At 70.7% G+C, this 14,303-nt stretch carries 15 protein-coding genes and 1 tRNA gene; 5 read left to right on the top strand and 11 right to left on the bottom strand.

Annotated features, from left to right (window positions below):
* Window positions 1–1,249, bottom strand: a 1,249-nt coding sequence (locus PV341_RS16370) for a S1 family peptidase (protein WP_500358186.1), incomplete at its 3' end; no start/stop codon positions are given.
* A gap of 214 nt (window positions 1,250–1,463) precedes the next feature.
* Here PV341_RS16370 and PV341_RS16365 point away from each other — a divergent pair.
* Window positions 1,464–1,907: an SRPBCC family protein gene (locus PV341_RS16365; protein ID WP_500324103.1), complete on the top strand. Its 444-nt coding sequence runs from the start codon at window positions 1,464–1,466 to the stop codon at window positions 1,905–1,907.
* Between the two features lie 93 nt (window positions 1,908–2,000).
* Here the strand turns inward: PV341_RS16365 and PV341_RS16360 are convergent, their stop codons facing one another.
* The 7 genes from PV341_RS16360 to PV341_RS16330 all read right to left on the bottom strand — a co-directional run bounded on the left by PV341_RS16360 (window position 2,001) and on the right by PV341_RS16330 (window position 6,821).
* Entirely contained in the window at window positions 2,001–3,122 is a 1,122-nt protein-coding gene (locus PV341_RS16360) for a baeRF3 domain-containing protein (RefSeq protein ID WP_499509536.1), read from the bottom strand.
* A 115-nt stretch (window positions 3,123–3,237) separates the two neighbouring features.
* Window positions 3,238–3,468: a hypothetical protein gene (locus tag PV341_RS16355; protein WP_500324247.1), complete on the bottom strand. Its 231-nt coding sequence runs from the start codon at window positions 3,466–3,468 to the stop codon at window positions 3,238–3,240.
* Entirely contained in the window at window positions 3,455–3,721 is a 267-nt protein-coding gene (locus tag PV341_RS16350; protein WP_500358184.1) for a DUF6400 family protein, read from the bottom strand. Before PV341_RS16350 ends, PV341_RS16355 begins: the two co-directional genes overlap by 14 nt.
* 172 nt (window positions 3,722–3,893) lie before the next feature.
* A complete protein-coding gene (locus tag PV341_RS16345) occupies window positions 3,894–4,547 on the bottom strand; it encodes a VanZ family protein (protein ID WP_500358183.1) in 654 nt (217 codons plus the stop codon).
* Window positions 4,548–4,754: 207 nt separating this feature from the next.
* Window positions 4,755–5,951 (bottom strand): PP2C family protein-serine/threonine phosphatase, encoded by a 1,197-nt coding sequence (locus tag PV341_RS16340; RefSeq protein WP_500358182.1) that lies wholly within the window; start codon window positions 5,949–5,951, stop codon window positions 4,755–4,757.
* A gap of 77 nt (window positions 5,952–6,028) precedes the next feature.
* Window positions 6,029–6,463, bottom strand: coding sequence for a nuclear transport factor 2 family protein (locus PV341_RS16335; RefSeq protein WP_500358180.1), 435 nt, complete (start codon window positions 6,461–6,463; stop codon window positions 6,029–6,031).
* Between the two features lie 79 nt (window positions 6,464–6,542).
* Window positions 6,543–6,821, bottom strand: a complete 279-nt coding sequence (locus tag PV341_RS16330) for a DUF6510 family protein (RefSeq protein ID WP_499509531.1) — start codon at window positions 6,819–6,821, stop codon at window positions 6,543–6,545.
* Between the two features lie 733 nt (window positions 6,822–7,554).
* On the opposite strand from PV341_RS16330, the gene PV341_RS16325 reads away from it, so the two are divergent.
* Window positions 7,555–8,028 carry a hypothetical protein gene (locus tag PV341_RS16325; RefSeq protein ID WP_500358178.1) on the top strand — a complete coding sequence of 158 codons (474 nt, stop codon included), beginning with the start codon at window positions 7,555–7,557 and terminating at the stop codon, window positions 8,026–8,028.
* 108 nt (window positions 8,029–8,136) lie between these two features.
* On the opposite strand, the gene PV341_RS16320 is transcribed toward PV341_RS16325, so the two are convergent.
* A complete protein-coding gene (locus PV341_RS16320) occupies window positions 8,137–8,673 on the bottom strand; it encodes a hypothetical protein (protein ID WP_500358176.1) in 537 nt (178 codons plus the stop codon).
* A gap of 517 nt (window positions 8,674–9,190) precedes the next feature.
* Between PV341_RS16320 and PV341_RS16315 the strand changes: the two genes are divergently transcribed.
* The 3 genes from PV341_RS16315 (at window position 9,191) to PV341_RS16305 (ending at window position 11,616) form a co-directional block, all read left to right on the top strand.
* Window positions 9,191–9,265, top strand: a tRNA-Trp gene (locus PV341_RS16315).
* 364 nt (window positions 9,266–9,629) lie between these two features.
* Window positions 9,630–10,547, top strand: a complete 918-nt coding sequence (locus tag PV341_RS16310) for a site-specific integrase (RefSeq protein ID WP_500358174.1) — start codon at window positions 9,630–9,632, stop codon at window positions 10,545–10,547.
* 238 nt (window positions 10,548–10,785) lie between these two features.
* Window positions 10,786–11,616, top strand: a complete 831-nt coding sequence (locus PV341_RS16305) for a tyrosine-type recombinase/integrase (RefSeq protein ID WP_500358188.1) — start codon at window positions 10,786–10,788, stop codon at window positions 11,614–11,616.
* 392 nt (window positions 11,617–12,008) lie between these two features.
* Here the strand turns inward: PV341_RS16305 and PV341_RS16300 are convergent, their stop codons facing one another.
* Both PV341_RS16300 and PV341_RS16295 read right to left on the bottom strand, forming a co-directional pair.
* A complete protein-coding gene (locus PV341_RS16300) occupies window positions 12,009–12,182 on the bottom strand; it encodes a hypothetical protein (protein WP_500324112.1) in 174 nt (57 codons plus the stop codon).
* Between the two features lie 592 nt (window positions 12,183–12,774).
* Window positions 12,775–13,878 carry a PP2C family protein-serine/threonine phosphatase gene (locus tag PV341_RS16295; RefSeq protein ID WP_500324113.1) on the bottom strand — a complete coding sequence of 368 codons (1,104 nt, stop codon included), beginning with the start codon at window positions 13,876–13,878 and terminating at the stop codon, window positions 12,775–12,777.
* Window positions 13,879–14,303: the final 425 nt, after the last annotated feature.

Below are 14,303 nucleotides of genomic sequence, written 5' to 3'. Positions count from 1 at the left end.
ACCCGGCGCCGTCGGGGCGGCTCCGGCGGCACAGGCGGCTCCGGCAACGGTCAGGGCGGGCAGCAGGCGGCCCCGGGGGCCCCTGCCGCCCCGACGGCGCCGGGGCGTCACCGCTGTCCGTGGCGCGCGGCAGGCTCACGCCGAGCGCCGCCATCGCCGAGTTCACCGGCTGGAAGAACGTGATGCCGCCCGCCGTGCAGTCGCCGCTGCCGCCCGAGGTGATCCCGAGCGCGAAGCCCTGCGCGAACAACGGGCCGCCGCTGTCGCCGGGCTCGGCGCACACGGAGGTCTGTATGAGCCCGCTGACCGTCCCCTCGGGGTAGTTGACCGTCGCGTTCAGCCCGGTCACCTGACCGGAGTGCAGCCCCGAGGTGCTGCCGCTGCGGAAGACCTCCTGCCCCACGAACGGGTCGGCTGCGCCGGTGATCCGGACCACGCGGCCCGCGCCGACCCCGACGACGCTGCTGTGGTCCGATCCGTCGTTCTGGTACTGCACGAGCGAGAAGTCGCCGCCGGGGAAGGAGGTCGAGACGGTGGTGCCGACGGGCCTGGTCCCCTGGTTGTCGGCGAACCAGGCGGTGCCCGGCGGGCCGCAGTGACCGGCCGTCAGGATGAAGTCGGTCGTCCCGTTGGTGACGTTGAAGCCTGCGGAACAGCGGCTGCCCCGGGTCAGGATCGGTGCGGCCCCCGCGGTCCTGGTCGTGAAGTCGGCCGCGGTGCGCTCCATGCGGACCTGCCCGCCGACGCCGTCCGCGACGGACTGCAGGCGCGCCCACTCGTCGGCGGAGACCGTGCTGTCGGCCAGCACCAGGACCTCGTTGGAGACCGGATCGACCGACCAGGCGGTTCCGGGCACGCGGGGGGCCTCGCGCAGTTCGCCGGCCGCGTCCTTCAGGTCGCGCATGCTGTAGCGGACGACCTCCGCCCGGGCGCCCGCCCTGGCGACCTCGGCCGCGGTGTCCCGGTCCGTCACGGCGACCACCGGGCGGCCCTCGGCGTCCACCCAGCTCCCGCCGGTCCGGGCGTCGCCGAGGCGCGCCGCCAGGTCTCTGGCCAGGCCCGCGGCGTCCGCCGTGCCCTGCCCGCCCTGCGCGCCGTCCGGGGCGTCCAGCACCTGGCTGCCGCTCCCGGTACGCGTGCCGTCGGGGGCCGCCCCGAAGGCCTGCGACATCATCACTCCGCCGCAGACCACTCCCGCGACGGCCACGAGCCGCAGCGCGCGCTGCACCTGACGCCGTGTGCGCCTCAACGTGCCCCCTACATCCGCTTCCGTACCTGCAGGTCACCGGCATCGACTGCCGCGGGCCCGAGAGGGGACCCGGCCTTCCATACGTGCGGGGGAGCCGCAGCGCTCACCGCGTGCGGCGCCGATCCGGAACGCGCGGAGGTGCCCGGGGTGGCGAGGCGCTCTATCGTGGCCGGGTCGGCGCAGCCGACGATCCAACGAGCCATCAAGGAGCGACATGGGCGGTCAATTCGAGGCGGTCGTCGAGGTCGACCGTCCTGTGGCGGAGGTCTTCGCCTTCCTCGCCGACGGGCGCAACGACCCCAAGTTCAGCCCCCGGGTGCAGGAGATCCTGCGCACGCCCGACGCCCCGACGGCGGTCGGCACGGTGTTCACCAGCGTCGTGAAGGACGCCGGGATGAAGTCCCACCGGGAGTTCCGGATCACCGAGTTCGACCCGCCCAACCGGATCCGCTGGACCGAGCAGTCGAAGAACCTGGTCACCGCCGAGGGCGGTTACGACCTGCAGCCGGTGTCCGAGACCACCACCCGGGTGCGGATCTTCAACCACCTGGAGGGGCACGGTCTCGGGAAGCTGCTGGTGGGTCTGGCCCTGAGCGCCGCACGCAAGGACGCCCCGGCGTTCGGGCAGCGGATCAAGGCCGCCGCCGAGGCGTCCTGACCGCTCACCGACCCCCTGGCACCCTGGCACCCTGGCACGCGTCACCCGGGCCGCGCCGCCGACAGCGGACCCGGGTGGCGTCCTGGCGGGGGCTCAGTAGCGCAGCACCGCCGCGATCCGGTCGTGCTCGGCGAGGCTGTCCGGCGCCACGAAGCGGACCTCGGCGCCCTTGTCGAGCGCCGCCTCGACCAACTCGTCCACGATGTCCTCGCGGATGCCGTCCTCGAAGCCGCCCGCCTCCGGGCCGTCACCGTCCACCGGAGTGAGGTGACCGTCACTCAGGCGTACCGTGCGCTGGAAGTCCTCCTCGACCACGACGAGTTCGGCACGGCCCTCGCACACGGACTCCCACACCTCGTCCAGCCCCGCCGCGAAGGTCCTGCGGCTACGGGCGTCCACCAGCCTGCGGCCGGTCCTTTCCGTCTCCCGCTCGGCGAACTCCCTCTGCGCCGGGGCGAGTTCCTGGAGGAGCGTCTGCGCGGGGCCGTTCGCCAGGCCGCCCTTGTGCACGACGGCCACCGCGGCGTCCGCGGCGGTGCCGACCTCCTTGAGCAGGGCGACCGCGTCCGGCAGGCCCACCAGGTACAGCGGCCGGCCATCGGCGGCCAGGAGGGAGGCGAGGGCGCCGTCGACGGACCGCAGGAAGCGCCGCGTCTCCTCGTCCCGGAAGGTGCTCGGGTGGTCCCCGACCTGCTCCTGCCGCTCCGGGTCCCACTGCACGGGGTCCGGCTCCATGGGGAAGCCCTGCGCGTCCTGGGGGTGCAGCGACTGGCCGCTGCCGCTCCACAGGGTCGCCCGGTCGGCCGCCACCGTGAGCACCCAGTACGGGAGGGCCCTGGCCTTCGCGGCGACCAGGTTGCGGGTCAGGAAGCTGTCGCTGAGCACCACCCGCTCGGGGACGGCCCGGGGCAGCGTCCAGATCTGGTGGTCCCGCTCCGTGGCGTACATGACGAGCCCGTCCAGCGAGTAGCGCAGGTCCACTTCGGCGGCGGCGGCCTTCAGCTGCGTCTTGATGGCCATCCGCGAACGGCGGGACGCCTCCGGATCGTGCTCGATCCGGCGCTCGGCCTCGGCGAGCAGATTGCGCAGCCGTACGGCGTCCTGGGCGTTGTCCGGTTCGCGCCGATGCGTCGGCATGGTCAGCGACACCGCCGGATACGGCCTGGTCGCGCGCAGTGCTCGCAGGGTGCCGGCCGTCAGGGCATCGGTTTCCATGATCGCCTCCCTGAGGGGTCCGCGGTTGCTCCCCGCGGACGGGGGCAGCCCACACCCCGAGCCTCGCACACCAGGCTGGCCGCCGCCTGCCGGGGACGGCCCGGCCGCGCGGTGTTCAGGCCCCGTTGCGGTGGTGCGCGCCGAAACCGGAGTCCCAGGCCCACATGTGGGTGCAGCCGGGGCACTGCAGATGCACCACGGGCCCCTTGTTCGACAGCAAGTAGCGCCAGTGGTCGGGGCAGTTGCGGCCCGCGGCGCAGGTGGCGCACTCCCGGTGGTCCTCGCAGCGCGGGCAGGGGACCCACGCCCGGCGGCCGGGGTCGGCCGTGGGATCAATCGGAAGCAGCACCGTCGTCCTCCTCGGACCCCTCACGGGGCGGCAGCACGCCGGCCGCCACGAGCGTGCGGTACACCGCCTCCTGCTCGTCGTCGAGGCCGGAGTAGAGCAGCCGGTACGCCGCGTCCTCCTCGCGCAGCACGGCGACCGGGTCCCAGTCGTCGCCGAGGGCGGCGAGGACCTCGGCCCGGCGGCGGGTCTCGTGGTCGGCGAAGTCCAGCTCGAACGCGTGGAGGCGGTCCGGGACGTCGTCGTCGTTCATGTCGCTCGCTCCCGGGGCAATCGGGGATGAATCCACCCTGTGTAACAAAGGGTCGTGCTCGGGGGAAAGCCTTTCCGGCTCGGATGTGACGCACTCCATGCGGCTCCGCCGCTGGTCAGGGACGTACCAGCGGCGGAGCGCCAGGTGGCCCGGGAGGGTTTCCGGGCCCTGTTCAGGAGCGCCGGGCGGCCTTGCGGCGCACCGTCCCGAAGGACAGGAAGGACTTGCGGGGCGCCGTCTGCGCGGCCTTGGCGCCCTTGCGGGCCTTCGTCGTCCTACCGGACCTCCCGGGCTTCCCCGACGTCCCGGCCGTGCCGCTCCCGCGGGTCCCGAAAACCTTCGTGATCCTCGACGTCCTCGTGCCGCCCGTGGGCTTCGCCGCCGGGGCCGGGGCCTGGGCGGGGGCCGCCGGGGGGACGGCGTGCACGGCCCGGCCGAGGCGGCGCCCGAAGAGCAGGTAACCCAGCAGGGCACCGGTGGTGTTCATGATCACGTCATCGATGTCGAAGGCGCGGCCCTGCACCACCGCCCCCTGCGCCAGCTCCACGAGGATCATCACCAGGCCCGTCGTCACCACCACGCGCAGCGCCCCGCGCGCCTTCGGTGCCAGCACCGGGAGCAGCACGCCGAAGGGCATGCCCAGCAGCACGTTCCCCCCGACCTGCCGTACGGCGCCCGCGACCGTGTACCGCTCGTAGTACTGGCGCAGCGAGGCGCCCGGGTGCATGTTCGCGTGAGCGAGACCCTCAGAGGCGTACGACGGCGCCAGCGTCGCGCGGGCCAGCACCGCCCCGAACGCGACCATCGCCACGAACGCCAGCGCCATCGCCGCCCACCGGGCCAGCGAGGCCAGTGGCGACCGCCGCCCCTCTTGCCTTGTCTCCGACGAACGCCCGCGCAACGCCAACCGAGCCACGGACTTCCCCCCTCTTCTGGTCTGTTCCGGTCGTGGTCTCCCCGTGTCACAGACCGGATACCCCGAGCGCCCTCCGGGATGCCGGGTGACCGCGCTCTCCGCGGCGGGCAACGGCGTTCACCCCGGGGGCGCCGCCTGATGGGGAGGCGGCGGCGCCGAGGGCGGGCGACCACCCGCGCGGCCGGTCGCCGCCACCAGGGCCGGGGACCGGCTGATCGCCAGCACGGCCGCGTCGTCGCCGAGGCAGCCTCCCGCGTAGGCCAGCAGGTCCGTGCACAGCCGTTCCACCAGCGCCTCGGGATCACCGGCCGGCTGCCCGGCGAGCCGTCCGGTCAGCGGGTAGAACGACCCGGCCACGTCGCGCGCCTCGACGACACCGTCGGTGTACAGCAGCAGGGTGTCGCCCGGCTCGAAGGCGAACGTACGCACCGAGGGCTCCGCGCCGGCGAACTGCGTCAGCCCCAGCGGCGGCGCGGGCGCCGGCATGTCGAGCGGGGTCACGCGGCCTTCGTGGAGCCGCAGCGGCGGGGGATGACCGCAGGTGACGAGGTGGACCACCGGCTCGTCGTCCGGGATGTCGGCGACGACCGCGGTGACGAAGGACTCCGCCTCGTCCTCGGTCGGCCCGGCCTCGGCCGCGGGGTCGGTGAGGTCGGAGGAGATCGCCTGTTCCAGCCACAGGACCAGCGCCGGCAATTCCGCCTGCCGGTGCGCCACGGCACGGAAGGCGCCCAGGGTCAGCGCGGCCTCGTTCACCGCCTCCATGCCCTTGCCGCGGACGTCCCCCACGATCACCCGGGTCCCGGTGTCCGTGCGCACAGCCGCGTACAGGTCCCCTCCGATCTGTGCCTCCTCCTCCGCGGCGAGGTAGACCGAGGCGATGCGCAGCGGCCCGATGCGCCGGGGGATGGGCCGTAGCAGCACCCGCTGCGCGGTCTCCGCAACCGAGCGCAGCCGGGTCACCTGTCGCTCGTGCTTCACGCGCAGATGGGCGAAGAAGGTCGCCAGCACCGACATCAGGGCCAGGGTGGCGATCTGCGCCGAGTGGTTGAGGTCCAGGGGTGTCGTGCGCACCGCCGCCACGAGGACCTGCGCGACCACCGCGACGCCGCCGACGACCGCGGTCGTCCTGGCCCCCGCGAACGACGCGGTGATCGCGGGGGCGGCGACCAGGAACGGCCCCAGATGGACGTCGGGCGGTGACATGATGTCCACGACGGTGACCATCAGGATCAGCGTGAGCATGGCGGCGACCAGCAGATGCCCGGGCCGCCACGACCGCCCCCACTGTTCCAGGCGTCGTGCAACATCCATGACTCTTGGATACACCCGCGTCCGTGGCCCTGCCCGCTCGTACGCCCTCCGCCCGCTCCGCCCGCTCCGCCCCCGCCTCAGGAGCGCCACTTCTCCCGGACGAGCACCTCCGCGATCCGCCAGCCCGTCCCGGTGTGCCGCAGACCGAAGGTGTAGCGGCCGCCGCACACGAGGTTGGGGGCGGTCGGGCCCGCCCCCGCTTCGCCGAGCCGCATGGGGTTGACGTAGTCGGCGTGCGCCACCGCGGACGGCGGGTCGAGGGCGATCCGGCGGTTGACGACCAGGTGCTGGCGCACGGGGAACAGGCGCATCGTCGAGGCGAGCCAGTCGGCGATCTCGGTGGCCGGTCCGGCGATGCCGCCCGCGGACGAATAATCGGCCCGGCCGTCCGGGGCGAAGAGCGCGACGTACGCCGCCCAGTCGCCGTCGTCGACGGCCGCCGCGTAGCCGCTGATCAGCTCGTCGACGGCCAGCCGGTCCAGCAGGATCTCCCACTCCGCTCGCGTCGTCATCGCCACAGTGTTGGGCACACGGCACGAAGAGCCAAGACCCGTGCGGCGGTCGACCGGGCCGGTTGTCAGCCCGGCGACGTCACTCGGGGAGCGGGATGCGCATGCTCACCGAGCCCCGCAGGTCCAGCCACGCGGCGGACGGCCCGCGCACCACCCGCAGGATCACGGTGTCGCACCCGGGACAGCGGGCCACCAGCCCGGGGGAGTGGTCGTACACCCGCAGCGTGGCCACCGGCCCGGTACGCCCGCAGCCCACGCAGCGGCCCTCGGCAGCCGTCATGTCCACCGCGAAGATCTCCCGGAGCGGCCCGGCCAGCGCGTTGCCGTCGGTGTACGCGTCCGTGCCCTGTGCGCTCATCCCAGCCTCCCGTCGCCCCGGCCGCCCCAGCGCCACCCACCCTATGCACGCACAGCCCGCCCCGCGCGCCCATCGCGGCGGCCCGGGCCGCACGAAGCTACGGCCCGCAACCCCCCGGTCATCCACTCCTCCGCACCATGGGACGGTCTCCCGTGGCGGGTCCAGGAGGGCCTCTCCATGCTTGGCCGCGAGTGCCGGCCCATGCCGGAGAGCCTGACTGCTTGTGCCGTGGGGCGCGGCGACCTGGCGGAGTACGGCGTCGTTGCCATCGGTGGACAGCTCAGCCTCTACTCGTTCCACCGCAGTCCCCGTCTTGTGTTCCGCCTCATTCGGCACCGTGCACGAGGGTTCATGGCGAGACCGGAGCCGCCGCCTGTACCGCCGACCCCGCGCGAATGCAGATGAACAGCCCCGTGCGACTCCAACTGATTTGGAAAGCCGGGCGGGAAGCCAGAGGTCCTTCCGCAACTCGAAGTCGCCGTACGCCAGGGCCCCGAAGCCGAACGCGCGGAGCTCCACGCCGTACCGGCCCGGACCTGCCAGGTAGCCGCGGCGAGCTTCGTGCGCCAGGACGAGCCGGACGCCGCATGGGTCGCCGCCGACCGAACAAGTGCTGCCCAAGTCGCCGCAAGTTTACGGGCCCCCGATCCCTCGCCCAAGGCAGCTCCCGCCCGAAGCCGCTGCCCCGACCTCCTGCCTGGTGGCAGAGGTGCCGGGGCTCTAAGGTTCCGCCGTGAGCTACGACATCTACTTTTTGAACCGGCGCCCAGAGCAGTCGTGGGACGACGCCCTGGAGGAGCTCGAAGCGCAAAGTGAGGACGTTCTCGACGGGCCGGTGACGCCAGAGCTCATCGACGCGTGGGACCGCATCGTCCCTCAGGCTCGGGGGTTGCTTGGCGAGCTCAATCTCTTCGAGACCGATGAGGCACGAGAGCTCACGCACCACGCCACAGGCATTCAGGCATCTGTCTTCATCGACGAGGTAACGATCACGGTGCCCTACTGGCACATGGGGGACAAGGCGGAACACGTCCTCGGCATGGCGTATGCGCTAGGCGCGATCATCGAACGCGAGACCGGCATGCAAGGCTACGACCCACAGGTCGAGCTTCCGCTCTCCGAGCTTTCGGCCCCGGACGGCATTGCCGTGATGTCTACGATCACCAATGACCTTCGGGAACGCTTCGGGGGCAGTGCCGATTCCTGAGCCCCCGCGACTGGGCCGTCTTGGGGAAGAACTGGCTGGTGGATGACCTCCGGGCGGCCCGCAGGAGGTCTGCCCGGTGCCGGCCGTAGGGCTGTGAGCACATGACGGTCACAGGCGGCGGTCCGGGTCGGCTTCCAGGACCTCTCGGATTGCCCGCCTGCGGGGGAAGAGTGCGCGTGAGCCGTACCGGTGGCCGCTCAGGTTTTGGGTAATGGCGGCGAGCCACTCGGCGTCGCCGAGCTGCGCAACTCGGCCGCTGGTCGCTACCTCGTCGAGTAGCTTGCAAGCTGCGGTGATCTCCCGCCGGGGGTACCGGTAGGCATGGTGGGTGAAGTTCGCGCTCCACTCTTCATAGGGACAGCGCGCAAGCCCCCCGATGGAAGCGGGGAGCCCCACGTGCTCGGTCGGCTGGCCGAGCCAAGACAGGATCTTCGCAACCTTCCGCAGCCTCTTCGAGTGGTTGTGCCGGTGAGGCTGGACGTCGAGCACGATGTCCATCACGCGGGCCCACGGAATCTGCTGGGTCTCGACGCCCTGCACCCAGTGCGATAGACCCTCCTTCCTCAGCCTTACGTGGTCTCCAGCGGGATCACCGATCACCCACTCCCCGTCGGTGAACGCAAGAGGTCCGAGTCGATCGGGCATGTTCTGGTCCTTCGTCCCGCAGCGCCGTCCAGCGCCGCCCGAAGAATGATGCATGACGCGCTTCGCGGGCTATCTGCCGGGGCGCTGCGCGTCAGACGGGTGTCGGTTCGCAACGACGTGCCACAGCCGTGCCACACACGACGGGGCCGGATCAGGGACGGACAGCGCCCCCAGGTATCTATTTGTCTCGGCGTGCCGCATCACAGAAAGTCGAGCCGGAGCCCGTACTCATGGAAATGACCGATGGGGCTCACCGACGAGACCACGATCAGAATGCTTCGGTCGATCCAACGGAAGCCGGCCCGAACCGTGAGTCCTAATACGGAAGGCGTCCGAGCACCCTGCCGGCCACGTCCCGCGCGCCCAGATCGCGCCGTTCCTGGAGTTCCGCGACGGCAGGATCACCGCCCCAGCGCAACTGCGACTGCTACGAACGCCCGGGCGGCTGACCAGCCTTCGCCGCCCCGGAAATTGCGTGGCCCGCCCATTGCCGCACATGTCAAGGTGGAGCCACCGAAGGGGCGTAGCTCAGCCCGGCCAGAGCAGCGGACTCCAAACCCGCACGCCGCAGGTTCAAATCCTGCCGCCCCTGCAAGGCGTGACGGGGTCGCAGCCCTCGGACCTGGGAGGACCTGGCACCTGCCGCTCCAGGAATCCGGGGGTACCCTCTTCGAAGATCGTCTGCTCGCTCGATGCTCGCTCGAAGTGCAGGGCTCGCCAGGGAGTTGGTTGGGCGGCCGACAACGGGGTTACCAGGCCAACGGGCTTGGCATGTGGCCATACTTATTGCCCCAAGTCCAAGCCGGTGATCGGCTGTCTGCATGGAAGAGGTCGTCGTACTACTCCGTGCGTGGCCTTCCGCACCCGCGTTGTCCTGCGAAAATAGCCGAAACACGAGGGTGATGTTCCCTGGATGAGGCCACACCGCGGCCACACGGACTGCTTTCATCGCATCCATGGCGAGCGTGCAGGCGCGAAGGAACCGCGCAGGAGACATCATCGGCTACCGAGTGAAGTGGCGCCTCGGTGGCACACGCACAGGCGAATGGCAGTCGGAGACCTTCGCCGATGAGGCGTCGGCTCACGTGTTCGCCACAGCTGTTGAGGAGTTCGGACACGAGGCTGTGACCGCTGAGCCGCCACTTCGCGCCCGGAATCCATGTGAACTCACTGTGCTGCCGCGCTGCGACGATGACGGCGGCGTGGACGGCGAGGACATCGAGTTCCTGACGCCGACCGAAGTCGAGGGCCTGATCTCGTGCATGGAACGGCGCAGCGACCAGCTACTCGTACTCGTGAAGTACGGGACGGGCTTGAGGTGGTCGGAGATCACCGCGCTGGCACCCATGTGCGTACAGGATGTCGACACTGATAAGCCCAAGATCCGGGTGCGCCGAGCATGGAAGCGTGATGGCGGGACGGGCTACTTTCTCGGTCCGCCGAAGACGCGACGTAGCCGGCGTACCCTCCGAGTGAGCGCGGGGGTGATGGAAGCCCTCGAGGAACTGGGTCTCAATCGCCTACAGCATGATGCGCTCTTCTTCACGGGCGATAGCGGGCAACGCCTCTCCTATGCAACCTTCTCGGGACGATGGCATCGTGCCGTTAGGCGAGCAAGGCACTCTGGCTTGTTGCCGCCGGAGAAGCACCCCACCCCTCACGATCTCCGGCATTCTCACGCAGCCGCGTTGATCTCGGCCTCGCATCCTCTAACGTACGTGCAGCGTCGTCTTGGACACGAGTCCTTTACGACGACGTCAGACACCTACGGCCACTTGCTTCCAGAGGCCGACGACGACGCCATGTCTACGATCGAAGCGACACTTAGCCCGCCCCTTTGGCGCACGGTCGGCTGCGTAGTGTCAGCTGACTGAGAACGCATTACGTTGTGCGCGATGGCCGCGCTCGCGCCCCTACGCAGTCGACGCCGACCTGGCCAAGCCGATGCTGCGCGTCGCGCCCGCCTGTAAGTAGGAGAAGGCCCGAGGCGACTACCTCGGCGGCCGAAGGCAAAGAAGCTGCGGCCCACCTTGTGGGCGTCGCCCGAGGTGTGGCGGGAGCTGTGCCAGGCGGGCCCGTACGGGCTCAGTAGCAACCAGCCGGTGTTCTTCCATAACGGGCAAGGCAAGTGGTTGCCGTACAGCACGTTTCTACGACCGCTGGATGGCTGCCGTCGCCAAGGCGCATGCCGAGGGCACTCTGCTCGACTTCAAGGTGCCGGCCTTTCACGACCTGCGGCACTCCCACGCCTCGGCGCTCATCTCCGCCGGCCACTCGCTGACGTACGTTCAGCGGCGGTTCGGGCGCGAGTCGATCCAGACGGCGTCCGACCGGTACGGACACCTGCTGCCGGAGGCCGACGACGCGGCGATGGACACGATCGACGAGTCGCTGCGCCGAGACGACGACACCGAGGAGACGACCGCGCCGGTGCCGGGCGCCCGGGGCACGGTGTACATCGCGCACCTCGGGGAGCGCCTGGTCGGGTTCTGGAAGCGGGCGCACGCGCTGGAGACCTCCGCGGCCTGGAGCGAGAACCCGGGCGGGGCGACCCGCGTCGAGACGTGGTCGGCGCAGTGGTGGTCGCGCACGGTCGGCAACGGCGTGAGGGACATCCGCAGCGAGGTGCCCGACCGGCTGTGGGTCTGGCAGCTCGGCCCGGCGGTGTACGGGTCGGACGGCACCGAGCTGGCCAGCGACCCGAACGTGCACGAGCTGCGCGGCCGGTGGGCGTGGGAGTGGGACGACCTGTACACCAGCGAGCCCGCCCGGTCGCGGGCGGAGTGGCTCGACGGCGCCGACGGCCTGACAGTGGCGGCCGCATGGGGCCTCTACGAAGCCTCCGTGCGGGCTGCCTACGCGGAGGCCCGCACGGACGCTCTGAGAATCTGCGGACTGCACCCGGGCCGCGGCGTGGCTGATGGCAGGGGCGCAGTCACCTGATGCCGCCCAAAGGTGACCACTGGCCCGCCGTTCTGCATGCCTCCCCAGGTTGCGGATCCGTCCCCTTCTCCGGCACTTTCGGCCCGCTACCCACTGGCCCGGGAGAATGCTCTCCATGAGCACCGCCACCCCCTCTCCGCCGTCCCGGATCCCGCGTCAGGGCGGGCGGTGCTGCGCCCGGATCAACAGGGTGGCCTGGACCGCGCTGTGCGGCATCTGCACCGTCCGGTACCCGTGGCTTGTACGTCTCGGCGTGCTGAGTCTCACTTCGATGTCCGGATGAGTTCTCTTTTCAGTGTCCGGCGTTCTTCTGGCTGGCATCCGTATCACGTGCTGGATTGGCTGTGCGGGGCAGAGCTACGGATGACAGCCAGTGAGAAATTGATGTGACGTCAGGTGGGAAAATACAGGACATCGAGGCGAGAATTCCAATAGTGATGGCCCACCTGACCTGGGGGTTTCTTCCGACTTAACTGGAGCACCAGCGCGGTGCGCTGGCCGGCGCGGTTGGTCAGCTGGCCGGAGACGGCCCGGCCAAGGCACGAGCCGAGACCGAACAGCGTCATAGATGCCCCCGCGGCAGTGGTGCCATGCGCGGAGGGACGTAGTAGCCCAAGGAGTCCCGCGACCGATGGTGATGGTGTAGATCCGCCGGCGGAAGTGCCGCCGCACCTGCCGGTGCGCGCACACCGCGGTGGCAAGGGTGGTCTTACCGAAGCCCCCGGCCCCGGACAGGGCGGTGGTCAGGCCCACCGCCCCGCCGGTCTCCTGGCAGACTGCCGCGACCGCTTGCCGTGTCTCGGACCGCGCCACGAACCACTCCGGTACGACCGCCCGTGGCGGCAGCGGCGGATCATTCGCTTGGCGAGCCTCTTGTTTCCAGGTCCGGGCTGCGAAGGTGACCACGGCGAGCGCGAGCAGCGTTCCGACGGCGGTCCACGGGTGGCGGTGCAGTACGTCCAGGACTCCGGGCCATCGGTCCTCGCTCGTTGCTGCGTTGGCCGCGACGCCCACCGCGGCGGCCAGCACCAGGTCCATGGCGGAGGCCGCCGTCATGGCGAGCGATGGGGGAGCTGGCAAGTCGCCGTGATTCCGCGTTGTCCAACGTGGTGCCCTCCGTACGGGCACGCGGTGGGCACAGGGGTGCGGCGGTGCGGGTCAGGGGTGTGGAGTGACGCGATGGGCGACGAGGGCGGCGAGGTCGTCGTCGCGGGTGCCGTGACCGTAGGTGAGCAGGTCCTGGTGGAGGTGGTCGAGGAGTTGGCGGGGCGGGGCGAGGGCCCATCGGGGAACGCGCTGGGCGAGGGGGTAGAAGGTCCCGGTCCGGTCGCGGGTCTCGCTGACGCCGTCGGTGTAGAGCAGCAGGCGGTCGCCGGGGGTGAAGGGGATGGTGTCGACCTGGTAGTGGTCGCCGACGAGGTCCGCCATGTTGATGGGGGGTGACGGCGCGCTGGGTTCCACCTCGCGTACTTCGCCGCCGTGCAACAGTAGTGGCGGAGGGTGGCCGCAGTTGAGCACGCGCGCGATCGGTTCCCCGGCGGGGATCTCCACGAGCGCGATGGTGGCGAAGCGCTCCAGCGCGTCGTCGGGGACCTCTCGGGAGTAATGGCTCATGACGGTCTCCATGTGTCCTGCCAGGGATGGCAGGTCGGGCGCGCTCATCCTCAGTACCCGGAACGTGCTGAGGATGACCGAGGCGACCTCGACGGCTGGAAGTCCCTTGCCGCGGACGTCGCCGATGATCAACCGCACCCCGTGCGGGGTCTGCATCGCCTCGTAGAAGTCGCCGCCGATGCAGGCCTGTGCGGCGGCGGCCCGGTAGAGGACCTCGACGTCGATGTCTTTGAGGCGCTGCGGGAGTGGGCGCAGCAGCACCCGCTGCGCGGTCTCCGCCACGGTGCGGACCTCGGCGAGGGTGCGCTCCCGGTTCTGCCGTACCCGGCTAGCGTAGGTGGCGGCCAGGGTGACGACCATGATCGCGAGCAGGGTGAAATTGCCCGGCGCCCGGCCCAGAGTGTGATCGGCGGCGGAGATGGCGAACCCGGCCATCAGGGCGAGCAGCCCGATGCCCAGCGTGCCGGCCACGGAGAACATCGCGGCGGCCAGCGCCGGCGCCGCCCCGATCAACCGGTAGAACTGCAGGTGGGGCGTGAAGAGTGCCACCACCGAGTCCAGCACGATCACCAGCAGCGGAATCAGGAGCGCAGGCGAGAACGGCCGGCCCTCTTCCCGTACCCGCCGGGAGAGGCCCTTTCTTCTCATGTTCGACCACGGGCCATGGTTGCGCCGCGCGACGGCGTTACCGCCTTTCGAGACTGCGTCGTTCCGTGCTGGAAGTAGTGGCCCGCGTCTGTCGGTTGTGCCCGTCGGCTCGCTGGGTGCACTCGGTCGCGCCACTCGCGACGCCCGACAGAAGCGACGGCGCCAGCTGCGCCCTGCGCTCTGCCCGACCACGGGCACAGTCGACACCACGCGGGACAGTACGTTGACAAGGATCTCATTAAGGCGATTCCCGAACTGCCCGCCGAGCTTTGGATCCATCGCGCCTATCCTCCTCGCTTCACCCGGTCTGGGTCGGCCGGCACAGCGCCTTCCCCAGCGTGCGAAGGAGGCCAGGCGGCGCCCATGTCCTGACCGTACGAAACTGGGGCGATAGCTTGTTGCCAGCGCACAATCACCCATCGGAG

Source organism: Streptomyces sp. PA03-1a (genome assembly GCF_033792805.1).
Classification (GTDB): Bacteria; Actinomycetota; Actinomycetes; order Streptomycetales; family Streptomycetaceae; genus Actinacidiphila.
Note: the sequence above shows the minus strand (reverse complement) of the source record. Positions and strands in the feature narration are given on the sequence as shown.